Origin of the sequence: Clostridium sp. D43t1_170807_H7, assembly GCF_015555905.1 — a bacterium.
Classification (GTDB): Bacteria; Bacillota; Clostridia; order Clostridiales; family Clostridiaceae; genus Clostridium.
Genome location: NZ_JADNLK010000013.1, coordinates 34,956 through 60,041 on the forward strand (window position 1 = coordinate 34,956; position 25,086 = coordinate 60,041).

Here is a 25,086-nt window from a genome sequence, read left to right on the forward strand (position 1 = left end):
TCTATGAGTGATTTTGATTTTAATAATCTTGAAGATTTAAAAGCTGAAGAAAAGAGATTATATGATGAATATAAAGCTAAACTTGCAGAACTAAAAAAAGTTCAAAAAGAAAAAGAAGCTGTTGGGCAAGTATTCACAAAAGGATTACTACCTATATATGTTCTTCATATTTTAAAATCTGGTCCAACAAACGGTAATGAAATTTCTACTAAGGTTTCTGAAAGAACTAATGGACTATGGACTCCTAGTACTGGTGGAATATATCCATTATTAAAAAAGCTAGAAAAAGAAGGATTAGTTATTGGTGAATGGGATGATCCTAAAAAGAAATTCCAAAAATTTTATTCTCTAACTCCATTAGGTGAAATTGAATTTGCTAATAGAAAAAAATTACTTAAACATAAAATAGAAGAATCATTAAAAGTCTTTCAAATTGTTTATAAAGACCTTTATTTATAAAAATACATCCAAGAATTTTCTTGGATGTATTTTTATTATTATTTATGTGTAAACTAATATAAACTTATTTAGGAAGGTGTTAAATATGAAAGGAATGATATTAGATTATACTGGCAATGATGCTTTTATTCTATTAGAAGATGATTCTATTATAACAATGCCTTTAACTTCTTTTGAGACACTTATGCCAATAGGTAGTAACATAAGTTTATCTAATTTATATAATAACTCTTGTAATACAAATTATAAACCTTGCCAGATGATAAATAAAACTGTTGACTTTTTGTAATTTTTTTCCTAGAATTAAATTATATTTAAGTTGCTAGGGGTGCCCCAAGGCTGAGAGATGAATTTTCATCAACCCTTTTAACCTGATCTGGATAATTCCAGCGTAGGAAAGCCATCATAGAATTTTATATTCTCATGCTAAGGTACCCTCTTACGCAAAATAAGGAGGTATTTTTTTATGTCAAATTTTCTAGCAACACTAGGAGAAAATTTCAAAACACTTTTTAATAATCCACTTACACTAATTACTTTAATAGGTTGTGCAATTTTACTAATTGCCCTTATAAAATTTAAGTCATTAAAGTTTAATTCAAAATTAGTAGCTAGAATAGGACTAGCTATTGCTCTTGCTTTTATTCTAGATATGTTAAAAATTTATAGACTACCAAATGGTGGCGGAAGTATTTCCTTAGGAAGTATGATTCCTATAATGTTAATTTCGTTTGTTTACGGTCCATCAATAGGATTATTTACCGGCTTTCTATTCGGAGTATTTAAATTAATTGTTGATCCATATATCCTGAATCCAATTCAAGTCTTATTTGATTATCCTTTACCTTTTATGGCAGTTGGAATTGCAGGATTCTTTAGAAATAAATATTTAGGTGCTACATTAGGAATGCTCCTACGATTTGTATTTCATTTTATTGCTGGCGTAGTATTTTTTGGTTCTTATGCACCAGCAGGAATGTCTCCTATAATTTACTCTCTAGCTGTAAATGGATTTGCTGTAGGTGGTGAACTTTTAATTTGCTTAGCATTATTAGCATTTTTACCTATAGAATTATTAATTAAAACATTAAAATCAAATATATCATTAACATAAGTGAGATTCTAAATCTTTGATTTAGATAACCGAACTTACAACTAGTAATTTATAGAGAGTTATTTCATAAAAAAATATACCATATAGCTTAAAGCTATATGGTATATTTTTAATCTAGACTTATTGCATTTACCGGACAACTTGATTCCGCATCTCTTGCATCATCTTCATTTCCAGCTGGTACAGGATTATTTTTAGCTACGGCCTTACCATCATCATCCATTTCAAAAACTGATGGACATATTGATGGACATAATCCACATCCAATACAAGTATCCTTATCTACAGATGCATTCATAATTTCAACCCCTTTAACAAATTTCAATACTATTCTTTCCAAAATTCTAATATGTTATGTAAGTTGAAAAAACTTTTTTATTTTTACCAATTATCAGGCTTACTTTCTAATATATCTATATTCCATTCTTTAAACTCATTAACTGCTACAACATAATATTTGCTTTCTGTATTTTCTTTCTTATTAGCTACCGTAATTAATGTCTTAAAATTAGTACTATCATATCCTCTATTTTTAACAGTAAATACAACATCAAAATCGCCCTCGTTATTATTTACCAATTCTACATTTGGTACAATTTGTTTTGCTTTTCCCATAAACGTAATTAAATCAGTAGAAAATACATACTTTAAGCAATCTACATCTCCCTTTATATTAATACCAACCTTACAATCATTAATATCACTATTTTTACTAGCAGTTTGTAATACATCTAAAATAGATTGATAATATATATAATCAAAATCTCTAGGTTTTCTTATAAATGAAAGATTTTTTATAATTCCCTCATCTAACCTTTTTGAAACTGAAAATGTATTTTCGTCATTATAAAAATTCCCCTCATCAGTTCCTACAACATAATAAAATTCTTTTACCTCATCCCCTAAATCAAACTCGAACTTATAATCTGGATCTAAAGTTGACTTATTTTCGCTTATTTTGGCCTTTGATAATAGATTAGACATTTCCTTAATTGCACTTTCATCAGTTACTATAAACTTAAATCCTGTATCCCTAGTACTCTGTATACTTATTTGCTCTACATCATTTGAATTTAAATAATCAAAATAATCATTTTTTAAACCTAACTTTTTCTCTATACCTTCTATTGCTGTACATCCAGAGAAATTCAAAATACCTATTATTAAAACTCCCAGTAAGATATGTCTTTTTAATACTCTTAACATTCGTTTCTCCTTTTACTTTTATACTAAAATAATAGGAGAAGCTTATGCTTCTCCTAATAAAGATAATTATAATACTTTATTCCAATATTAGCAATTTACTTTCTCTATTATCTTATATTTACCTTTAGTTCAACATATGTTTTCATCTAAAATTCTACTATTTCATTGGAACAACAACAGTAGAATTTTTAAAATCGTAAAACATTAACCAACAACCATCCTTATCCTTGCCACTTAAGTTAACCCATGTAACAAAGCCAGTTCTTCCATCATAAGGTTGTTCATCCTTATCTTTTTTCCCTGGAATTGCATAAATTATATGTTTTAGATTCCCTTGCGAATCACATTTATACCCAAGCATAAAATATCCATACTTCTTTATATAAGGATAGTAATTTAACATTGGATAATAAGCTAGTGTATACTTGTTGTAATTTGACATATTGCACATTTCATGTAAATCATGTACGGGTATTTTATACCACTTAGTATATTTTAGCTCATCTATACTATCGTAATCCCTATCGAATCCTTCTACGATTGATTCAAAATATTCTCCTATACTACCTCTTATCTTGCTACTAACAGGATCAAATTCCTTACTAGCCTCTATTTCATCTTCATAATCTTCAAATTTGCCTCTCAAATTTTCCCTTCGGAAATATTTTTCTTTAGCTTCTTTGAGACTTTCAACTTCTGCTTCCACTTCAACTTCTGATTCTACTTCAATTACTTCTTTAGAATCCTCTTCTTCAACTCTTTCAGTCTTTTCTACAATTGGCTCTTCAACAATTTCCGCTTCTACAACAGTATTTTCTATAGCTTTATCTTTAGGCTTTTCCATCTTAATTTCTGGCTTTCTTGGCTCTTTTTTATGTTCTTTTTCTGCAACCTTCTCTATTGCTCTTGCCCTAACTTCCTTAGCCTTAATTACGGTATAATTTTTCCAGTTTTCAGATGGTTGCTGTCCATTTAAGAAACCACACATTACAAATACAGGTATTCCATCTTTAACTTTTGCTATAGCCGTACCAGATATTTTATCAAATTGTATATCTAAGCCACCAATATTTGATACATTGTATTCTTTTGTTGCTTCAGCTTTACCTGTATCAGTTACTTCTATTGGGCCTAAGTTAACTATTTGTTTCATATCTTTCTTACAACAAATAATCATCATATAATAATTATCATTATCCTTTTTAAGATTTTGGGCATAAAAAGATATTTTACATTTATCTCCTTTTGCCTCTATCTTAGAATATCCAGATAATGTTTTATCACTAGAATTTGAGTATCCACGTTCATCCTCCTGTAATATTACGAAGTTTCTATACAACCTATTATTGCTTGCCATTCTCTAGAACCCCCACTTTATATTAATTCCATATATTATATGTTCTATATATTGAAATATGTTATTAATTTTAATAGTAGGAATTCATATAAATAAATTATAAAATTTCGTTAATACAGTTTGATAACGTTGCAAATTCTTGTATAGATAAAGTTTCTCCTCTTCTCTTCGGATCAACTCCTGCTTTTTCAAATGCCTCTTCAAGCTTTTCCTTCGCAGGTCCTATACTCTTAACACCATTCCATAAAGTTTTTCTTCTCATATTAAATGAATTTCTTATTATATCAAAGAATAACTTTTCATTATTCACTTTAACTCTTGGTGAATCTAACTTATCAAGTCTAATAACAATTGAGTCAACCTTAGGTCTAGGAATAAAGCAATTAGGTGGAACTCTTCTTACTATACTAGTATTACAGTAATATTGAACCAATAAAGATAATGCTCCATAATCCTTATTTCCTGGCTCTGCATTCATTCTTTCTGCAACTTCTTTTTGAATCATTATTGTTAATGATTTAAAATTATAACCTTCTTTAAGTAATTTAACTATTATAGGTGTTGTTACATAGTAAGGTAAGTTTGCAACTAATTTCACACTCTTCTCATCACCTATAATTTCATTAAAATCTACTTTTAGGGCATCATTATGTATAAGAGTAAAATTAGGATTATCACCTAACTCTTGTTCTAATATAGGAATTAAATCATTATCTAATTCTATTGCAACTACTCTCTTAGCAGTTTTTAATAATTGAGCCGTTAGTGTTCCAACACCAGGTCCTATTTCTATAGCTAAATCCTCTTTATTAACATCTGCACCAGAAACTATATCCCTAGGAACAGAATCATCAACTAAAAAGTTTTGTCCTAAGCTTTTTGAAAATTTGAAATTATATTTCTTAACTAACTCAGCTGTTTTTACATCTTTTATATCCATCTATTTCTTCCCTTCTAACTCTTTATCAACATAATTAATAGCCTCTATAAATTCTTCTTTTGTGATGCCATAATTATTTAATCTAGATAACATCTGATTTGCATTTCCATAACCAATACCCAATTTATTTCCAAGTTTTATTCTTCTTTCCTTTGCATTTGGATCTCCATTTAATCTAAAGAAGAACATATCTTGTGAATCAAAGATATTTTCCTTTACTTCAATAGTAACCTTTGCTCTATTTAAAGCTTCTATTATAACTTCTGGTGTAGCATTTTCTACACCTATATCATCATCTTTAATTCCATCTTCTTGAGCAATATATGCATGCTTTATTCCAGGAACCCTCTTTGCTATTATTTTTCTTATTTTTTCACCAGCAAAATCTGGATCAGTTAAAACTATAACACCTTTTCTTTTTTGTGCTTCCTTTATTCTTGAAATAATCTTTGCATTTATTCCGAAACCACCAACAGCTATCATTTCCGCATCAACTGCTTTTTTAACCGCAGCTACATCATCTTTTCCTTCAACAACTATAACCTCTTTAATCAAAAGCCTTCTCTTCCTTTCCTCTATTATCTCTTATTAATTTATCCCCATATTTCTATTATGTCAAACCTTTAATTAGTTATAAATTAATAGTTTTAATTTAATTTCTAAATTAATTCATAATATTTGGTTCATAAAAACGTATTTTTGACTATACTATGTAGTAATCTCTTATAAATTTTTAACTAGATCTTTTAAAACAAAAAGGCAATATCAAAACACTAAAGTTTTGATATTGCCTTTTTTTACTTTACCATTCTCCTGGATAAGCTAAAATATATACTGGTACGTTATATTTTCTTCCCCATGATATACAATCTGATTCTGAATTAAGGAATACGTCTATAATTTTTCCTTTTATAACTCCACCGGTATCTGCAGCAATTGCTTTCCCGTAATTCTCTACGTAAACTAGCGAACCTAGTGGTATCACTCTTGGATCAACTGCTATTGTACTTATTCCTCCTGGATTATAGGTTGGTACTGTTCCTGTTGCAGTTATAGTATCTCCTGCATAAGCAGTAGCTTCACAATAGATTACATCTCTATATTCCATTTCACCATCTCTGCTAGCAAATACTCTTCTAGTTCCTTGAGCTATAATTTCATTTATAGGTTCTTTTGTAACCTTAGATTGAACTATTTCTCTAGATACTTCAACGCCATCCTTCTTAATAACTTTATAAGTTATTTCCTTTTCTCCTGCCTCACCAGCTTGTCTAACATTTTCAGTATTAATGTCTAGGTTTTCATCTTCCTCAACTATTGTTTCATAGTCAATGCTTTCTACAGCAACCTCATTTAATACTTCAACTTTAACTAATTGAATTGTAAGACTATCCGATATTTCAGTATCTAATGAAGGTGTTATTTCATCAACTCCTTCAACAAATTCAACTCCTTCGGCTCTTAGTTCATCCTTTTCAGCTTCTATCATATCTTCCACAGTATCTTCAGCAGTTTTTATAACAATTGTTTTGTTACCAACTACCATCTCTACTTCTACAGCCTTTTTAATTGTAATAACATCTTTTGATGATATTTTTTCATTTAAAGCTGGTTGTACTTTATCCTTATGAGCTATTTCTATCTCATTCTCTTCAAGTACATCTTTAACAGTCCCTTTATATGTTATATATGCTTCTTCTTTTCCGTCTATAATTATTACTATGTTTTTTCTTACACATGTAAATGTTATCGTTAATGCTATTATTAATACTCCAATAACACCTACCATTATTTTTGCCTTAGGACTATTAGAAAAATTGTTTTTTAAATTTTCTTTCCATTTTTCAATCATCTACATTTAACCTCCCCTGGCAAGAGTGACCATTGAATTATATAAACAATTCTTATTTTTGTCAAATTTTCCACTCTTGTTTTAATGAAACTGCTTAAAAATGCATTTATATGCACTATAAATATTAATTGAAATAAAAAAATAATGGCGTTTTTACAGTTTGAAGTTTTGTAGGTATAGACTGAAATGTTTTCTATTTTTTTACAATTGTTAATATTAATTTTACTTTATTTCTTATTGTGAATCAAGCTGTGAAAATTGTAATTTACAGCCAAATTTACCTCTTTTGAGCTAATTTCTTTTATCTCAGCTATTTTTTCTATTATATATGCAATATAATCGGATTTATTCCTTTTCCCTCTATTTGGTGATGGAGCCATATATGGACAGTCAGTTTCTACTAATAATCTTTCAAGTGGAATTTCTTTTACAACTTCACAAATTTTCTTTGCATTTTTAAAAGTAACTACTCCAGTAATTCCAATATAGTAACCTAGTTTAACACATTCCTTAGCAAATTCTACGCTTCCTGAAAAACAATGTACTGTTCCTCTAACATTGGGAAAATCCTTCATTATTTCTAATGTATCCTTATGAGCATCTCTATCATGAATTACTACTGGCAATCCTAATTCTTCTGCCAATTTCATTTGTTCTCTAAATACTTTTTTTTGAATTTCCTTATCTGGATTCTCATCCCAATAATAATCTAATCCTATTTCACCTATAGCTATAATTTTCTTATTACTATTATATAAATTAATTATTTCATTCTTAACGCTTTCATCATAATCATTTGCATCACTAGGATGAATTCCAAGCGCTCCATAAATAAAATCATGTTTTAAAGTTAATTCATTTGTAGTTTTTAAACTTTTTTTAGAACATGCACAATTTAATATACCAATTACCCCTGCATCCTTTATTTGTTCAAAAACAGCTTCTCTATCTTCGTCAAAAGCCTCATCATCATAATGTGAATGAGTATCAAAAATTTCATATTTAAATTCCATTGTCTTTTCTCCCTCTTTTAAAATAAATTTTTCTTATTATTTATTATATCAAATTAAAGAAAAAAAATATTTACCTTTGAAGTTAAGTTATAAACAAGTTACTCAAAGGTAAATACTTATATTTCATTAATTAAGTTATGATTTCGAAATATATTGTTAATATTTTCTTCAGATTTTTGACACCTAACTGACACAATTAATGTTTATTATAGTACTTGTAAAGTAGTTAAAGCATTATTATTTACCCCTAAAACCATCTTTTAAATATAACTTCCACCATGTATTGTGGTTAAGAAGTTGTTTTTTAAATTGGTTTCCTAGAGTTATTCGTCCCCCAAATGAAATGACTCTAGGTTTTTTTTATTCTAAATTTTCTTTTCTTTTAATCTAATTATTTCTTCAGTAGCTCTCTTTTTATCAATTTTATTAAACAAAGTACTACATTCCCTAATTACACCTTCTTTTTTTTCTGTGAAACTCCAAATTCCTTCTCCTAAATTTAAAGAAACTTTTATTTTATCACATGTATTAGGCATAAATGGATATAGTAAATTAGATAAATTAACTATTATCTGAATGCAATTGTATATAATCTCTTTACACTTTAAAGGATCTTGACTTAATAAGTCCCAGACCTTATTACTTTCAAAATATTTATTTCCTTTTTTACATAAATTAATTATATCAATTAAGCCTTCACTAAAATGACCTTCTTCCATTTTATCTCCAATATTAAAATATAAATTTAATATATCACTTTTTAAATTTTCGTTCATCTTTCCACTTGGTATTCTATTAGAGTAATTTTTCTTTGAAAAAACTAACACCTTGTTTATAAAACTAGATAATTCATTAACTAAATCATTATTATGGATATTTATATATTCTCTCCAAGTAAAATCAGTATCTTTATCTTCCGGCGAGTTTAAAGTTAAGTAATATCTAAAGCTATCAACATTATATTTATTACAAACATAATCCGCCCATAAAGCCCAATTTTTAACAGTAGAAAATGCTTTTCCTTCTAATTTTAAATATTCACTTGATATTATACGTAAATTAGGTTTTTTTATACCAAGTCCTGAAAGTATAGCTGGGAATATTACAGCATGAAAGGGAATATTATCTTTTCCATGAATAAAATAAATTCTTGAATCTTCTCCTTGCCAATACTCCCTATAATCTTCTCCCCGTTCCTCTAAGCATTTCATACTAGCTGTTAAATATCCCATAACTGCTTCAATCCAAACAAATATTTTTTTATCTTCATAACCCTCTAATGGAACATCTACACCCCAATTAAAGTCTCGTGTTACAGCTCTATCTCTTAATCCTTCATCTAAATATCTTTTTAATATTTTTTGTGCATTTTCTCTCCATCCACACTGTATTATATACAATCTTTTAACATCATTTTCGAACTTAGATAACGCAAAAAATAGATGTTTTGTTTCTTTTAATGTAGGCTTAGAATTGCAGCTTTTACATCTCATATCTATTAATTCACTAGAGTCAAATTCTCCATTACAATTTTCACAGCCATCACCAGTAGCTTCCTCTCCGCATTTAGGACATCTACCTATAATATATCTATCAGATAAATATTCATTGCAATTTTCACAAAATGTTTGTTCTACTACCTTTTCATATATATATCCTTTTTTATATAGCTCTAAGATAAACTCTTTTACCTTTTCCTCATGATATTCTGAATGAGTTTTAGCAAAAATATCAAAAGAAAAACCTAATAATTCAAAACATCTTTGAAATTCAGCATGATATTTTTCTACAACTTCTAAAGGTGTAATTCCTTCCTCCTTAGCTTTCATAGTAACAGGAGTACCATGACAGTCAGTACCTGAAAGAAAAACAACTTCATCTCCCATCATCCTATGATATCTTGCTAAAATATCTCCTGGCAACAAAACTGCAATTCTTCCTAAATGCAACGGACCATTTGCATATGGCCATGCATTACCTATAATAATATTCATTAAAAAACCCCCTTTAATCAGTGACAAGTTGTAAGTGGCAAGTAACAAGTTATAGTAAAAAAGTCAGCATAGCTGACTTTTTTTATATTTTCTAAAGAGTTGCCCTAAGGCAACTTTATTGCTTAATTTATCACTCTTAACTTACTTCGCTTGTTACTCTTAATTTATAAGGAAACACCCTACTCCTTTCAGTCGCAGGTGTAAGTTCAGCTAACTAAATCAAAGATTTAGAGCTTCACTTATCTAACAACGCTTCCTGTTTGTAATTCACCTGGATTTACTAGCTTTAATACGCTATCATCATCTGTAGCTGCAGCTAAAATCATTCCTTGTGATAACTCTCCTCTTAGAGTAACAGGTTTTAAGTTTGCAACTAAAACTACATATTTACCAACTAATTCTTCTGGTTTATAGTGCATTGCTATTCCTGAAATAACCTGTCTTTCTTCTCCATTTAAATCAACTTTTAATTTTAATAATTTTTTAGCTTTTTTAACAGGTTCACATTCTAATACTTTAACTACTCTTAAATCTATTTTTTCAAAGTCTTCAATAGTTATTTCTTCTTTAATTGGTTGCATTTTATACTCTTCTTTTGGCTTATTAGCCTCTAATTGAGCTAATCTCATAGCTTCTAATTCTTCTAAAGTCTTAGCTACATCTATTCTTGGGAATAAAGCTTCACCTTTTTTAACTTCAGTTCCTGGAGTTGTTCCATCAAATCCAGATAATGAATCCCAAGATGTTGTAGTTATATTTAATTGAGCATTAATTTTTTCACTTGTACTTGGTAAGAAAGCAGATAATAATACAGACGCAAATCTTAAGCTTTCAGCTAAGTTATATAAAACTGTACCTAATCTTTCTTTCTTTTCTTCATCCTTAGCAAGTATCCAAGGAGTTGTTTCATCAATATATTTATTTGCTCTTCCTATAAGTTCAAATATATTTTCTAACGCCTCTGGAATTCTTAAATTATCTATTGCTTTTGTTACCTTAACTGGAGTTTCTAAAGCTAAACTTATTAATTCATTATCAATATCTTCTTTAGCTGTTGGTGCTGGTATCACTCCACCAAAGTACTTTTCAATCATTGCTACTGTTCTTGATAATAAGTTACCAAGATCGTTACAAAGATCTGAGTTAATTTTCTTTATGAATATTTCATTATTAAATAATCCATCCGCTCCAAAAGGAATTTCTCTTAATAAATAGTATCTAACTGCGTCAACACCAAATTTATCTACTAAAACTACTGGGTCAACAACATTTCCTTTTGATTTTGACATCTTTCCACCATCAACAAGTAACCATCCATGCCCAAATACTTGCTTTGGTAACTCTTCACCTAATGCCATTAACATAATTGGCCAGTAAATAGTGTGGAATCTTAATATATCCTTACCTATTAAATGAACATCTGCAGGCCAATACTTCTTGTATAACTCATCATTATCACTTCCATATCCTAAAGCAGATATATAGTTTGATAATGCATCTATCCAAACATAAACTACATGACCTTCATCAAATGTTACAGGAACTCCCCAATTGAAGCTAGTTCTTGATACACAAAGATCTTGTAATCCTGGTTTTAAGAAGTTATTAACCATTTCATTTTTTCTTGATTCTGGTTGAATAAATTCTGGATGAGCTTCAATATACTCCATTAATCTATCAGCATATTTGCTCATTCTAAAGAAGTAAGCTTCTTCCTTTGATTTTTCAACTGGTCTTCCACAGTCTGGACAATTTCCATTTACTAATTGAGTTTCAGTCCAGAAAGACTCACATGGAGTACAGTATAATCCTTCATATGAAGATTTATATATATCTCCTTGATCATATAATTGCTTAAATATTTTTTGAACAGTTTTCTTATGATAATCGTCAGTTGTTCTTATGAATTTATCATAGCTTATGTCCATCATACTCCATAGTTCTTTAATACCTGCAACTATTTCATCAACATGCTCCTTTGGAGTTATTCCTTTTTCTTCAGCTATTCTTTGTATTTTTTGACCATGCTCGTCAGTTCCTGTTAAGAACATTACATCGTATCCATTTAATCTTTTAAATCTAGCTAAAGCATCTGCTGCTACTGTTGTATAAGTATTACCGATGTGTAATTTAGTTGATGGATAATAAATTGGCGTAGTTATATAGTACGGTTTCTTTGTCATTTTTCTTCCTCCTACTTTCTCCATTATTTATATGTAAAAGTTAATAGTATAAATTGAAAATATTAATTTAAAATCAGCTTACTTATTTTTACCATAAACTCTTAACTAAAAAAAGCCTCTATATAGGCTTATATACCCATATAGAGACGTTATATACGCGTTACCACTCTATTTTATATTTATTTCACAATAAATATCTCACTAGGTGACTATCATCACCTTGCAATATAACGGTTGCTACCGTATTATCCTAACTATCAAAGCTCAGATAATCTGCTCCAAGACCATCTTCATAAAGTTCAATATCACTAGTTTTCACCATACCTAGCTCTCTGTAGATATATTCCTAAACTACTCTTCTCTTCTATGCATTTATTAGTTTTATAATATTCTAAAATGTAAAAACTGTCAATAAGTTAAAGATCAAATTTAAACTTCTAATAAAATTATCTTCTTTTCTTTTATTATCTCCAACTAACTACTATTTAAAACTTATTAAATATCCATATTTTATACTGCTATTATATCTATTAATTTATTAATTTTATACTAAAAATATTATGTATAATAATGAAATTTAGTTAGTTATTATATATAATATCATAAGGATAGGAGGCTTAATTATGGATAATTTTAAAATTCCTAAGATTGGACTTAGGACAATAAAATCAGGTATAGCTGTTTTCTTATGTTTATTACTTTTACCTAACGAACCTTTTTTTGCCTGCCTTACAGCTGTAATTTGTTTACAAGACACTGTTTATAACTCGATTCATATGGGAATAAATAGAGGGGCAGGAACCATAATAGGGGCTAGTTTTGGTTTAATATTTCTTTACTTATTTAGATCATTAGAAATTCATATACCAAATCAATACATAGCAAAATTAGTAATATATATTATTATTTCATCTGGAATTATTTTCATGATTTATTTATGTAATATTCTAAAAAGACCAGGTGCTATAAACATAACTTGCATAGTATTTCTTGGAGTTACTACAGCTCACGCTTATAGTGATCCTTTATTTTATGCCACTAATAGAATAATAGAAACATTACTTGGCATAGTAATTTCAATATTAGTGAACAAGCTAATAACACCACCACCACATAAATAGTCAGTGGTGTTAAGTTAGTAGTTAAGAAAGAAACTGCTATCGCAATTTCTAAAAAACATAGATTTTCCAAAGTCACCCCAAGCTGACTTTATTCCTTAACTATTAACTCCTAACTTATAACTCTTAACTGTAAAAAGGTTGTGCTTTCGCACAACCTTTTAATTTAGCCCTTTTTATTTTATTTTCTTATTGCTTAAGCTTCTTCAACCTTCTTACCGAATATTTGAACCCCTACATATAACGCAATTAATGAAAGTGGTAATACTACATATATTGGAACTCCAAATCCTGATGGAATATATCCAAATAATATAGTTACTGCTGCAACAAATAATGAATACCACATTTGAGTCTTAACATGTTCAATGTGATTACATCCAGCTCCCATTGAAGAAAGTATAGTTGTATCAGATATTGGTGAACAATGATCACCAAAAATAGCTCCTGTTAACACAGCACTTGTACAAACTACTACAAATGACATATCTGGATTTATTGAATGTGCTAATGGAATTGCTAATGGCATTAATATACTCATTGTTCCATATGCAGTTCCTGTAGAGAATGAAATTACTGCCCCTAAAATAAATATTAAACTTGGTAATAAGAATGCTGGTATTGCCCCTTTTAATACCTCAACTAAGTAATATGCAGTTCCAAGTTCTTTAATTACTGATCCTAATGACCAAGCTAGTATTAATATAACACCAGTTATTATTAATCCTTTCATTCCATCAACCCAAACTTCAATAGCTTCACTTAAAGTGAATATCTTTTTAACAACCCCCATTAAAATAGCAACTACTGAAGCAAATAATGCTGATTGGAATAATGCTACAGAAGCATCTGAAGCAGCAAATGCTTCCATTATACCTTTAAATGAAAATGGTGAACTCATCATAATTTCTTGAGCTGCTGATGGATCTCCACCAATTATTGTACTGTATCCACTATAATAAAATGCTACTAATGCTGAAATTATTAATGCCCCGATTGGAATAATAGCATTCCATATACTAAGCTTAACACCTTCTTTTGGTTCTAATTCATCCATTTCAGCTGATGCTTCAACTGCAATTTCATCTTTAAGAGATTTGTTCTTATTTCTTGCTGCAACCTCAGCTTTTCTCATTGGTCCAAACTCTTTTAAAGTTAAAGCTGTTATTACTATAAATGCTAGAATTAATATATTATAAAATCTATAAGGTATTGTTTGAAGGAATACTCCAAACCCACTTGCTTCAACTCCAATTGAATTAAAACCATCTCCAATTAAACTTACTTCTAGACCAATCCAAGTTGATATAATAGCTAGTCCCGCTACTGGAGCTGCTGTAGCATCTATTATAAATGCTAATCTTTCTCTTGATATCTTCATTTTATCTGCTACTGGTCTCATTATTGGACCAACTATTAATGAATTTGCATAATCATCAAAGAATACACATAAACCTAAAAGCCAGGTTGTTAACTGAGTACTTTTTACAGTCTTAGCTTTTTTAGCTAATGCTTCTGCTATTGCCTTTGCACCACCCATTTTAGCAACTAAATTAATAACTCCTCCAATAGCAAGTACTTGAAGAACTATACCTGCATTCCATGGATCTGCAAGAGAATTCAATGCTCTATTTACAAAGTCTAGAAAAGCTTGTATAAATGCACCAAATACATTATGTCCAGCAAGACTAACTAGAAAACTACCTGATAAAATACCTATGAATAGCGAAATAACCACGTTTTTTGTTATAAATGCCAATACTATGGCAACTATTGGTGGAATTAATGTCCATATTCCAAACTTATCCGCATTCACCGCTGCTGGCTCAACTTCTGCTGCAAATGCAACTGTAGTTGAAAAGATAAATACTAACATTGTAAGTAATAAAACTTTAAAACTTCTTTTTTTCACTTTTATTTCCCCCCTAATTAATTTTAAAAGTGAATAATAAGGATACCCCAAACTAACAAAAAAAGACCTTGAGTTAACACTCAAGGTCTTGTATGTACTAAAAATAATATAAAAATACAAGTCTCAAATGATAGCTCACCACAAAATACTTTGTGACAGTAGTGCATATATTTTATACACTCCCAGCTATACAACCTTAAAGCATCAGTTGTATGCTTCGGCGATTGCTCCTTTCTTATTGAATCACAGTGCTTTTCTCATCAATAATACTATTAACTTTCGCGCCTCTACCCTAAGTTATTCACTTTTGTTTTATAATAATTCGATTATATAATCAATTTATTGTATTTGCAATACCATTTTATAACTTTTCTAAACTTTTATTACTTTTGAACTTTTTTCATAAATTCTTCAATTTCATCTACACTTTTTATTATATCACTTGATAAATTAATAACTCCATCTTCTGTTACTAATATATCATCTTCTATTCTAATTCCTATACCTTCTTCTTCAATATATATTCCAGGTTCAACAGTAAATATAACTCCTGGCTCAAAAGTTATATCTCTATGTGGCGTCTCAATATCATGAGTATCCATGCCTAAACTATGACCTATGCTATGATAATAATACTTTCTAACATCTTTCTTATCTGTAATAAGGCCAAGCTTTATACATTCTTCAGCTATTAAATCTGTTGCTTTATCATTTACATCTTTATATTTAACACCTGGTTTAATTAATTTAATAATTTCTTCATTTACTTTTAAAACAGAATTATAAACTTCCTTTTGTCTTTCAGTAAACTTACCATTAACAGGGAAAGTTCTTGATATATCAGCATTGTAACAATTATATTCTGCACCTAAGTCAAAAAGAATTAAATCATTTTCCTTAAGCTCTGAATTATTATCAACATAATGTAATGTTGTAGCATTTTTTCCTGCTGCAGCTATTGTTGTAAAAGCTAAGCCTGTTGCACCTTTAACTTTACAATTAAAATCAAAATATGCTTCTAATTCATATTCCTTCATTCCAACACGTGCTTCAGTCATTAATCTTTCAATACCACTTTTAGTTATTTCAATAGCCTTTTTAATTTTTTCTACTTCCTCTTGTGATTTCTTTAATCTTAACTCACCAATCTTACTATAAACGTTATTTATTCTAACCTGAGGATACTTGCTTACTATTTCATTAGCAAATTTATGAGAAATAGTTCCTTCTCTATTTGCACTCATTCTTTCTAAGTCTAAATAAAGATTTACTTCTTCCTTCATAGTAATCATTCCATGAATATCCCCATCAAACTGACTCTTAAATTTAACTTCATCCACTGCTGTAAGCTCACTAGCCTCTTCTTTTCTAATGCTCTTTCCAATCCATTTTTCTAATTCTAAATCAATATCTTTTACGTAAAGCTTAGAAGATTTTATTCCATTAATTTTTGACATAACTAATATATGTTCTTCTTCTTTTATTCCTGTTAAATAATAAAAATTTCTATTTGGAGTAAATGGATAAGTTTGATCTCCAGTTTTTTGAATTGCTTTTCCAGCAAATAAAATTACAATTGAATTATCTTTAATCTTATTTAAAAGATTATCTCTGTTTACTTTATAAATATTTTGATTCATAGCCCTATCTCCTTTTATAATATTTTAGGATTACTTTTTATTATTCTGCTGCTAATAATTTAACATTTCTAACATTGGGTAAAGAGTTTAACCTTGCTGCTAATTGACTAACGCTTTTCTCCATATGAGAAATATCAATGGTAACTGTGACATTAGCCGATAAATTAATTGGAATATCTTGATTTATAGTTAATATATTGCCTTTATAAAATGCAATACAATCTAACACTTTAGATAAAGTACCAGACGTATGTGTCATTAACAATATTAAAGTTACCTTCTTAGATTGCATATCTTGCGCCATCGGAAATACGTCATCTTTATATTTATAATATGTACTTCTACTAATTCCAACTAATTTTATAGCTTCACTTATATCTTTTGCATTGCCAAGTTCAATATTCTCCTTTACCTCAATTACCTTTTTAAATATCTCTGGTAATGATCTTTCATTTACAATGTAAAACCTGTCTTCCCCCATAATCATTCTCCATTCGATTCATTTTAGTAATATTATACAACCAAACTCTTTACAGTGCATTAAAATTTTTACATATTATCCCCTTAATTCTAATTTATTCGTTAAAGCTTAAGATACCGTGATGGCGAAAATTAATGATATTATCTCCAGAATTTGTGTAATTTTCGTTAAGAATTTATATCTTTCTTTCAATAAAAATTGCTAAAGCTTCGAAAGTCACTTCGTTCCCTTAAGTGAGATTCAAAATTTTAATTTTGTTAATCGAACTTACATATTCGACGAAAGGAGAAGGTGCGTTCTTTTAAAAGGAAACTCACTCTTCGCTATCGCTCAGAGGAGTAAGTTACACCATTCCTAGAGGTTATATCATTAATTTTTTCTTCTCACGTGATGAACAATAGAATTCAACTATTACAGTATTAAAACTTTTACCATTAATATTGCCATAATAATGGCAGTCATATCTGCCATAATTGCTGCCCAGACTGTATGACGTGTTTTCTTTATTTTAACTGCTCCAAAGTATACAGTTACAGTATAAAATATTGTCTCTGTAGTTCCCATGATTACTGAAGCTACTAAACCTATAGCTGAATCAGCACCATAATTTTTTAAAATATCCGTAAAAATCCCTACTGCCCCACTACCGGAAAGAGGTTTAATTAAGACTAACGGAACAACCTCTTTAGGCAAATCTATTAGCCTACAAAGTGGCGCAATTGCATTATTTAACATATCTAAAAGATTAGCCTCTCTAAATATTTGTACAGCTATTATCATAGCTAAAAGATACGGAAAAATATTCAAACATACATTTAAACCTTCCTTTGCTCCTTCAATAAACCAATCATATACCTTTCTACCTTTTATCATTCCATAAGTTATAATAATTAAAACTATTATAGGAATAATACTTTTAGTTATATAGCTAAACATATTAGTACCCCCATAATTCTAAAAATATCTTTGTAAAATTTTACAGCAAATAACACCAACAATTGCTGCTATACCAGTTGATATTATTGCTGGAAGTATTATTGATCCTGGATTTGAAGAACCTGCTGCTGCTCTTATAGATAATACTGTTGATGGAACTAACTGAATACAAGCAGCATTTAACACTAGAAATAAAGCCATATCATTACTAGCTACACCTTTTTCAGTATTTAATCTATCCATTTCTTCCATAGCTTTAATTCCAAAAGGTGTTGCTGCATTTCCAAGCCCCATCATATTTGCTGTTATGTTCATAACTATAGCTCCTAGAGCCTTTTCATCTTTAGCTGCATCTTTAAATATAAGTTTTAATATAGGTTTCATAAGCTTAGCTAATTTTTCTGTAAATCCACTATTTTGTGCAACTTTCATAACCCCACACCAAAAACACATTAATCCGACAAGTCCTATAATAAATGTAACTGTAGTATCAATAGAACCTATTATTGCATTAGAAATACCTTCACCATTTCCAGTAAATATTCCAACCACTAATCCCAGAAAAATCATTACAAACCATATATAGTTAATCATTTTCTATTTCCCCCTATTTATTTTTTCTTTACAATATATGCCTTGCAACGCCTATTTATTAGTGATAGGATAAAGATATCAACATAAGTTTAACTGAAAAACTATAAATATTAATTTAGTAAGTTTATGTTACACCGAGGGTATACCTTCGTATTTATAAGAAAGTGTTTTTTATATTTTTTATTTACCTAACAAAGGAGATACGTCTATGAAAGAATCAAACTTAAAATTAGCTCAAAAAGATATTGATGATGCATTAAAAACTGTAGAAGAAATGGAAAACTGTATTAGTGAAGGAAATGAAAAAAATAATATAATAAAAGAAAAATTTATGACTTTAACAGAAAAAGTACAAAAATTAGAAAACTTATTAAAGACTGAAGGAATACTTTAATAATAGAAAAAAGAGGATAGTTAATCTATCCTCTTTTATTCTACTTACTAACGTAGCAATTATTTTATGATGCTTTGATAACTACCTTTATACCCTAATCCTCAAATTCCCAATAATATTACCTATACCTAATTGATTGTGTACCCAATTTAGAAATAACCGCCATTGGTAAACGTTATCAAACAATTTCAATTGTATCATTTTTTTCCTATTATTTCAACATATTTTTGTAAAAAAATTAACTATCTTTAATTTAAAAGAAAATTAAAGATAGTTAATTGCCTATTTAGAGCTTTCTCTTTGTATTAACTTATAATTTAACACATATTGATCTTGTTCTAACGGTTTATTATTTAATATTTTAATAAGCATTCTCATTGCAACTGATCCCATATCATAACTTGGTTGCTTAACTGTAGTTATTTTAGGATAGAAATAAGATGCAACAGCATTATCATTAAATCCTATTACACTTACATCTTCAGGAACTTTTATACCATTTTCTCTTAACGCATTAATTACACCAATGGCAATTTCATCAGATGAACATACTACTCCATCAAACTTTTTACCAGTAGCTAAGAAGCTTTCAACGGCTTTATATCCACTCTTAACTTTCAAATCTTTAAAGAATTCTAAATCTTCATCAATAGAAAGACCACTTTCTTCTAATGCCTTTTCATAACCCTTATGTCTTTCTCCCCAAGCATTAGCAGCACCTTTGTTAATACCAACAAAAGCAATATTCTTTAATCCGTTATTAATTAAACTCTTTGTTGCATCATATGATGCTTGTATATTATCAATAATTACACTTGGTAATCTACCTTCTTTATCCTTAGACTCTGCAAGAACTGTTTTTAAATCTAATTCATTTATTATATCTAGAGTTTCTTCTTCTAAACAAGAACTCATATAGATAACACCATCAACCATCTTTTCCTTAAGCACTCTTAAGTAATCTTTTTCCTTATCATAGTCAAAATCTGAGTTACATAATATCACATTATAATCATAAATATTTGCAACATCCTCTGCTCCTCTAACTATCTCTGGATAGAATCCACTTGAAATATCAGGAACTAATATTCCAACGGTTTTTGTTCTTTGTGTCTTTAAACTTCTCGCTACAATGTTTGGTCTATATCCTAACTTTTTAATAGCATCTAATACCTTTTTTTTAGTATCTTCATTAACAACATCTATATCATTTAATACTCTAGATACCGTAGCTATTGAAACGCCAGCTTCCCTAGCAACATCTTTTATAGAAGTAGCCATATCAACATCACTCCATTTTCATTTTAATTATTAATTATACCTTTTTTTCCTAATTAATACAATGAGTTTGCTTACTTTTTACGCTTAATAATTCATAATTTAAACTATAATATTAGTGTTTGAAAAAAGGGTAGGAATTATTACTTAATCCCTACCCTCTGTAATAAAGCTATAATTATTTAATAACTTCTACAGTCATATTTAGCTTTTCACCATTTATAACTGTTTCAGTATAATTAGCTTCCTCATTGTAAACTATTTCTTGGGTTAAGGTTTCCTTCTTAATAACCTCAGCAAACTTTTTAATTACATCTAATAGCATTTCGTTATCTGCTACATATAATTTAATCTTGTCTGCAACCTCAAACCCTTTATCTTTTCTCATATTTTGAATCTTAGAAATTATTTCTCTTAAGTGACCTTCTTCTCTAAGCTCTTCAGAAATATGAGTATCTAAAACAACACCAATTGAACCTTCACCAGCAAATGCATAACCCTCTAACCCTTGCATAGTAACTAATAAGTTTTCCTTATTTAATTCAATTTCTGTTCCATCAACATTAATAACAACAACTCCACCATTTTGAATAGTTTGAGCTAATTCCATTTGATTTCTTGCTGCTATTTCTCTTCTTATTCCAGGTATTAACTTACCATAAGCTCTTCCTAACACTGGTAGGTTTGGCTTAATTTCAAAGTTAACATGAGTAGAAAGGTCAGCACCAAATTCAACTGCTTTTATATTTAACTCATCTGTTATTATTTCTCCATAATATTCTGGAAGTGAATCTGTAGAAACTAGCATCTTAGAAAGTGGCTGTCTATTCTTAATGTTAGCACCATTTCTTGCACTTCTTCCAAGCTTAACTATTGTATAAGCTAAGTCCATTTCTTTTTCTAAGTTCTTATCTATAGCATTTTCATTAACTTCTGGCCAGCTACATAAGTGAATGCTTTCTGGAGCATTTTCATCTAATCCAACTACTAAGTTTTGATAAATGTTTTCTGTTATAAATGGAACAAATGGAGCTGCTACTTTAATTAAAGTTGTTAATACTTTGTATAAAGTTACATAAGCACCTATCTTATCATCAGTTAATTCTTCAGACCAATATCTTCCTCTATTTCTTCTTACATACCAGTTAGATAATTCATCTGTAAAATCTTCAATAGCTAATGCTGCTTGAGTTATTTGGTATGAGTTTAACATAGAGTCAACATCTTTAACTAATGTATTAAGTTTTGACATAACCCATTTATCCATTACATTTTCTGATACGAAATCATTATACTTTAATGGATTAAATTGATCTAATTCAGCATATAACACGTAGAATGAATAAACATTCCATAATGTCCCCATGAATTTTCTTCCGGCTTCTCCAACGTCATCTATAGAGAATCTTGTTGGTAACCATGGAGCACTTGCAGTATAGAAGTGCCATCTTGTTGCATCAGCACCTTGTGCATCTAATACATCAAATGGATCTACAACATTTCCTTTAGATTTTGACATCTTTAAGCCCTTCTTGTCAAGAACGTGACCTAAAACTATACAGTTTTCAAATGGATTTCTATCAAATATAGCAGTTGATATTGCTAATAAAGTATAGAACCATCCTCTTGTTTGGTCAACAGCTTCTGATATAAATTGAGCTGGATAGTTTTGTTCAAATAATTCTTTATTTTCAAATGGATAATGTAATTGTGCGAATGGCATTGAACCTGAATCGAACCAACAGTCAATAACTTCACCAGTTCTAGTCATTTCCTTACCACATTTTTCACATTTTAAATGAACATTATCTATATATGGTTTGTGTAATTCGATATCTTCTGGAACATTAATTCCCTTTTCTTTAAGTTCTGCAATACTTCCTATACATTCTTTATGTCCGCATTCACAATTCCAAATTGGAAGTGGAGTTCCCCAATATCTATCTCTTGAAATACCCCAGTCGATAACATTTTCTAAGAACTTACCAAATCTACCAGTTCTAATGTTATCAGGATACCAATTAATTTTATTGTTATTTTCTAAAAGCTTATCTCTTAGAGTAGTCATTGCAACAAACCAGCTTTCTTTTGGATAGTAAAGAAGTGGTGTGTCACATCTCCAACAGTGTGGATATGAGTGTAAGTGCTTTTCAGATTTAAATAATTTATTATTTTCTTCTAACCACTTACAAATGCTTTCATCGCACTTTTTAACGAACTTTCCAGCCCATGGAGTAACTTCTTCTACGAATCTACCTTCTCTATCAACTAAGTTTATGAAAGTAATTCCATTAGCCTTAGCTACTAAACTATCATCTTCACCATATGCAGGTGCTATATGAACTATACCAGTACCATCTGATAAAGTAACATAATCACCGTGAATTACTTCGAATGCTTTTCCTTCTACTTTACCGAAAGGCATTAATTGCTCATATTTAGTTCCTAAAAGTTCAGTTCCAGGGAATTCTCTAACTATTTCATAGTCTTCTCCTAAAACTTTATCAGCTAAGTCTTTAGCTAATATTAATATTTCATCTCCAACTTTTACTTCTATATATGTATAAGCTTTGTTTATACATAAAGCTAAGTTTGAAGGTAATGTCCAAGGAGTTGTTGTCCAAGCTAATATGTACTTGTTGTCTTCTCCTTCAACCTTAAATTTAGCAACACAAGTTAAATCCTTAACGTCTTTATATCCTTGTGCAACTTCATGAGATGATAATGCAGTACCACATCTTGGGCAGTATGGCATTACTTTATGTCCTTCATATAAAAGGCCTTTATCCCACATTTGTTTTAATGCCCACCAAACTGATTCAATATATGGGTTGTGATAAGTTACATATGGATTTTCCATATCAACCCAATAACCAATTTGATTAGTCATTTTTTCCCACATACTTACATAGGTAAATACGCTTTCTTTACATTCTTTAACGAACTTTTCTACACCGTACTCTTCGATTTGCTCCTTACCTGAAATACCAAGCTTCTTTTCTATTTCAAGTTCTACAGGAAGACCGTGAGTATCCCATCCAGCTTTTCTTATAACTTTATATCCCTTCATAACTTTGTATCTTGGGATAATATCCTTCATAACTCTTGTTAACACGTGTCCAACGTGTGGTCTACCATTTGCTGTTGGTGGCCCATCATAGAAAGTGAAGTATTCACCATCTTGATTCATATCAAAATTCTTTTTTATAACATTTCTTGCAGTCCAAAGATTTGCTACTTCTTTTTCAAGACCAACAAAACCATTTGGTAATTCTACTTTTTTGTACATAAGAATTCTCCTTTCTCTACGTTTATTGATTATTAAAATTATTATCTTAAAGACATATTTTAATTCTTTATTTAATGAAACTCCTTCTCCTATCGTGGAATGAGTAAGTTCTCCTTACCAAATTAAAATTTGGAAGATCACTTAAATAAAAAAAACTTCATCCCAAAAGGACGAAGTGAATTCGCTATACCACCTAAGGTTAATAAACCCATAATTATACTATGAGTCATAATTCAGATACTTTCATATCCTATCCCTTAACGCGGGCTAACGTGATAACTTAATCGTAAAAAAACTTTCAGCCTCAAACTCCTAGGTGATTTTCCTTAAGTTATCTTATGACTTCACACCAACCAGTCACTCTCTTAAAAGAATAAACTAAAGTACTTATCCTAATCATAGTCTTTAATGAATTTATTATATATTAACTAATTATGATTTGTCAATTGCATCCAAAATTTTATAATTAATTTTTTTATTACTAAATTTAATATTTTAAGGTATTAATTATGCAATAATACTAATAATATTACTGTAATAATTTCCATTAAATAATAGTTATTATTATTTAATATTTAATGTTGACTATTTTAGTATACTATGATTTAATATAGGTGTTGAAACGTATTACTCAGAAATTAATTTACCTAATAATTAATTTTTGTGTTTCCTAATATCTTTGTATTTTGGAGGATCCGTTATGGAAAATAATTTAAACACTGATATCCTTGATAAAATAACAAAAGTTTGTACCTGCAAGTCTATATCTAAGGCAAAAATTAAAGAAGCTATTAAAAATGGTGCCCATACCGTAGAAGAAGTTTCTAAAGTAACCGGTGCATGTACTGGCAGTTGTCATGGATTTAGATGTAAATCAAAGATTCAGGATTTAATTAAGGATTATTCAAAATAATACCCAATCCAAAACTCCCCTATAAGTTTAACGATTTAAACCACTTACAATGTAAGTGGTTTTTTATTGCAAAATTTAAGGTGAACTAGTAGTTTTAAATTACTAGTTCACCTTTAGCAGTGTAAGCTTCAAGCTTCATCCACTTTACTACATTTATTTATTAGCATTAATTTTTCACTTCTTTTTAACTGTTTAATTGCATACTCTCTTTTCATAGCTTCTATCTTATCTTCAAATTCTTCAAAATAAACTAATTCAACTGGTAATCTAGCTTTTGTATATTTTGCTCCTTTTCCTTCAGAATGTGCTTTTATTCTTTTTTCTAGATTGTTTGTCCATCCTGTGTATAAACTATCATCATTACATCTTAATATATATACATAATTCATATTCAATCTACCTATCTATAAACT

At 29.4% G+C, this 25,086-nt stretch carries 23 protein-coding genes, 2 riboswitches and 2 other annotated features; of the genes, 6 read left to right on the forward strand and 17 right to left on the reverse strand.

The features are described from left to right. The first annotated feature begins 3 nt into the window (after nucleotides 1–3). The 3 genes from I2E98_RS09860 (at nucleotide 4) to thiT (ending at nucleotide 1,573) form a co-directional block, all read left to right on the forward strand. Entirely contained in the window at nucleotides 4–459 is a 456-nt protein-coding gene (locus I2E98_RS09860) for a PadR family transcriptional regulator (RefSeq protein ID WP_195468750.1), read from the forward strand. 85 nt (nucleotides 460–544) lie between these two features. Next, nucleotides 545–748 (forward strand): hypothetical protein, encoded by a 204-nt coding sequence (locus I2E98_RS09865; RefSeq protein ID WP_195468751.1) that lies wholly within the window; start codon nucleotides 545–547, stop codon nucleotides 746–748. A gap of 25 nt (nucleotides 749–773) precedes the next feature. Beyond that, nucleotides 774–874: riboswitch (TPP riboswitch) on the forward strand. Between the two features lie 51 nt (nucleotides 875–925). Then, nucleotides 926–1,573, forward strand: a complete 648-nt coding sequence (thiT, locus tag I2E98_RS09870) for an energy-coupled thiamine transporter ThiT (RefSeq protein WP_195468752.1) — start codon at nucleotides 926–928, stop codon at nucleotides 1,571–1,573. A gap of 109 nt (nucleotides 1,574–1,682) precedes the next feature. On the opposite strand, the gene I2E98_RS09875 is transcribed toward thiT, so the two are convergent. From I2E98_RS09875 to metG (I2E98_RS09915), 9 genes are all read right to left on the reverse strand, one after another. Beyond that, complete coding sequence (locus I2E98_RS09875; protein ID WP_195468803.1) at nucleotides 1,683–1,871, reverse strand: ferredoxin; 189 nt, start codon at nucleotides 1,869–1,871, stop codon at nucleotides 1,683–1,685. Nucleotides 1,872–1,954: 83 nt separating this feature from the next. Continuing rightward, nucleotides 1,955–2,779, reverse strand: coding sequence for a hypothetical protein (locus I2E98_RS09880; protein ID WP_195468753.1), 825 nt, complete (start codon nucleotides 2,777–2,779; stop codon nucleotides 1,955–1,957). Between the two features lie 157 nt (nucleotides 2,780–2,936). Continuing rightward, nucleotides 2,937–4,136, reverse strand: a complete 1,200-nt coding sequence (locus tag I2E98_RS09885; protein ID WP_195468754.1) for a hypothetical protein — start codon at nucleotides 4,134–4,136, stop codon at nucleotides 2,937–2,939. A gap of 97 nt (nucleotides 4,137–4,233) precedes the next feature. Then, nucleotides 4,234–5,076, reverse strand: a complete 843-nt coding sequence (gene rsmA / locus I2E98_RS09890; protein ID WP_195468755.1) for a 16S rRNA (adenine(1518)-N(6)/adenine(1519)-N(6))-dimethyltransferase RsmA — start codon at nucleotides 5,074–5,076, stop codon at nucleotides 4,234–4,236. After that, nucleotides 5,077–5,631: a ribonuclease M5 gene (gene rnmV / locus I2E98_RS09895; RefSeq protein ID WP_195468756.1), complete on the reverse strand. Its 555-nt coding sequence runs from the start codon at nucleotides 5,629–5,631 to the stop codon at nucleotides 5,077–5,079. A gap of 247 nt (nucleotides 5,632–5,878) precedes the next feature. Next, nucleotides 5,879–6,928, reverse strand: coding sequence for a G5 and 3D domain-containing protein (locus I2E98_RS09900; protein WP_195468757.1), 1,050 nt, complete (start codon nucleotides 6,926–6,928; stop codon nucleotides 5,879–5,881). A 227-nt stretch (nucleotides 6,929–7,155) separates the two neighbouring features. Beyond that, a complete protein-coding gene (locus tag I2E98_RS09905) occupies nucleotides 7,156–7,941 on the reverse strand; it encodes a TatD family hydrolase (protein ID WP_195468758.1) in 786 nt (261 codons plus the stop codon). Nucleotides 7,942–8,306: 365 nt separating this feature from the next. After that, the gene (gene metG, locus I2E98_RS09910) at nucleotides 8,307–9,935 is read right to left on the reverse strand and encodes a methionine--tRNA ligase (protein WP_195468759.1); all 1,629 of its coding nucleotides are present in this window, start codon (nucleotides 9,933–9,935) and stop codon (nucleotides 8,307–8,309) included. 239 nt (nucleotides 9,936–10,174) lie between these two features. Continuing rightward, nucleotides 10,175–12,118 (reverse strand): methionine--tRNA ligase, encoded by a 1,944-nt coding sequence (gene metG / locus I2E98_RS09915; RefSeq protein WP_195468760.1) that lies wholly within the window; start codon nucleotides 12,116–12,118, stop codon nucleotides 10,175–10,177. Between the two features lie 139 nt (nucleotides 12,119–12,257). Then, nucleotides 12,258–12,494 (reverse strand) — a binding site (T-box leader). Nucleotides 12,495–12,741: 247 nt separating this feature from the next. Here metG (I2E98_RS09915) and I2E98_RS09920 point away from each other — a divergent pair. Then, complete coding sequence (locus I2E98_RS09920; RefSeq protein ID WP_195468761.1) at nucleotides 12,742–13,239, forward strand: aromatic acid exporter family protein; 498 nt, start codon at nucleotides 12,742–12,744, stop codon at nucleotides 13,237–13,239. 193 nt (nucleotides 13,240–13,432) lie between these two features. On the opposite strand, the gene I2E98_RS09925 is transcribed toward I2E98_RS09920, so the two are convergent. The 5 genes from I2E98_RS09925 to I2E98_RS09945 all read right to left on the reverse strand — a co-directional run bounded on the left by I2E98_RS09925 (nucleotide 13,433) and on the right by I2E98_RS09945 (nucleotide 18,799). Beyond that, the gene (locus tag I2E98_RS09925; protein ID WP_347708026.1) at nucleotides 13,433–15,148 is read right to left on the reverse strand and encodes a Na+/H+ antiporter NhaC family protein; all 1,716 of its coding nucleotides are present in this window, start codon (nucleotides 15,146–15,148) and stop codon (nucleotides 13,433–13,435) included. Nucleotides 15,149–15,271: 123 nt separating this feature from the next. After that, a riboswitch (Lysine riboswitch) is annotated at nucleotides 15,272–15,446 on the reverse strand. Between the two features lie 85 nt (nucleotides 15,447–15,531). Next, nucleotides 15,532–16,788 (reverse strand): aminopeptidase P family protein, encoded by a 1,257-nt coding sequence (locus I2E98_RS09930; protein ID WP_195468762.1) that lies wholly within the window; start codon nucleotides 16,786–16,788, stop codon nucleotides 15,532–15,534. A gap of 40 nt (nucleotides 16,789–16,828) precedes the next feature. Then, on the reverse strand, nucleotides 16,829–17,269 hold the full coding sequence (locus tag I2E98_RS09935) for an ACT domain-containing protein (protein WP_347708027.1): 441 nt from the start codon (nucleotides 17,267–17,269) through the stop codon (nucleotides 16,829–16,831). Between the two features lie 411 nt (nucleotides 17,270–17,680). Next, nucleotides 17,681–18,205 carry a nucleoside recognition domain-containing protein gene (locus I2E98_RS09940; RefSeq protein WP_195468764.1) on the reverse strand — a complete coding sequence of 175 codons (525 nt, stop codon included), beginning with the start codon at nucleotides 18,203–18,205 and terminating at the stop codon, nucleotides 17,681–17,683. Nucleotides 18,206–18,223: 18 nt separating this feature from the next. Beyond that, nucleotides 18,224–18,799 carry a nucleoside recognition domain-containing protein gene (locus I2E98_RS09945; RefSeq protein WP_195468765.1) on the reverse strand — a complete coding sequence of 192 codons (576 nt, stop codon included), beginning with the start codon at nucleotides 18,797–18,799 and terminating at the stop codon, nucleotides 18,224–18,226. A 208-nt stretch (nucleotides 18,800–19,007) separates the two neighbouring features. Between I2E98_RS09945 and I2E98_RS09950 the strand changes: the two genes are divergently transcribed. After that, nucleotides 19,008–19,193 (forward strand): hypothetical protein, encoded by a 186-nt coding sequence (locus I2E98_RS09950; RefSeq protein ID WP_195468766.1) that lies wholly within the window; start codon nucleotides 19,008–19,010, stop codon nucleotides 19,191–19,193. A gap of 282 nt (nucleotides 19,194–19,475) precedes the next feature. On the opposite strand, the gene I2E98_RS09955 is transcribed toward I2E98_RS09950, so the two are convergent. Together I2E98_RS09955 and ileS are read right to left on the reverse strand one after the other, a co-directional pair. Continuing rightward, on the reverse strand, nucleotides 19,476–20,474 hold the full coding sequence (locus tag I2E98_RS09955; protein ID WP_195468767.1) for a LacI family DNA-binding transcriptional regulator: 999 nt from the start codon (nucleotides 20,472–20,474) through the stop codon (nucleotides 19,476–19,478). Between the two features lie 175 nt (nucleotides 20,475–20,649). Then, on the reverse strand, nucleotides 20,650–23,760 hold the full coding sequence (ileS, locus tag I2E98_RS09960) for an isoleucine--tRNA ligase (protein WP_195468768.1): 3,111 nt from the start codon (nucleotides 23,758–23,760) through the stop codon (nucleotides 20,650–20,652). Between the two features lie 163 nt (nucleotides 23,761–23,923). After that, nucleotides 23,924–24,169 (reverse strand) — a binding site (T-box leader). A 291-nt stretch (nucleotides 24,170–24,460) separates the two neighbouring features. On the opposite strand from ileS, the gene I2E98_RS09965 reads away from it, so the two are divergent. Continuing rightward, nucleotides 24,461–24,673, forward strand: coding sequence for a (2Fe-2S)-binding protein (locus I2E98_RS09965; protein ID WP_195468769.1), 213 nt, complete (start codon nucleotides 24,461–24,463; stop codon nucleotides 24,671–24,673). A gap of 128 nt (nucleotides 24,674–24,801) precedes the next feature. On the opposite strand, the gene I2E98_RS09970 is transcribed toward I2E98_RS09965, so the two are convergent. Next, entirely contained in the window at nucleotides 24,802–25,062 is a 261-nt protein-coding gene (locus tag I2E98_RS09970; RefSeq protein WP_195468770.1) for a GIY-YIG nuclease family protein, read from the reverse strand. Nucleotides 25,063–25,086: the final 24 nt, after the last annotated feature.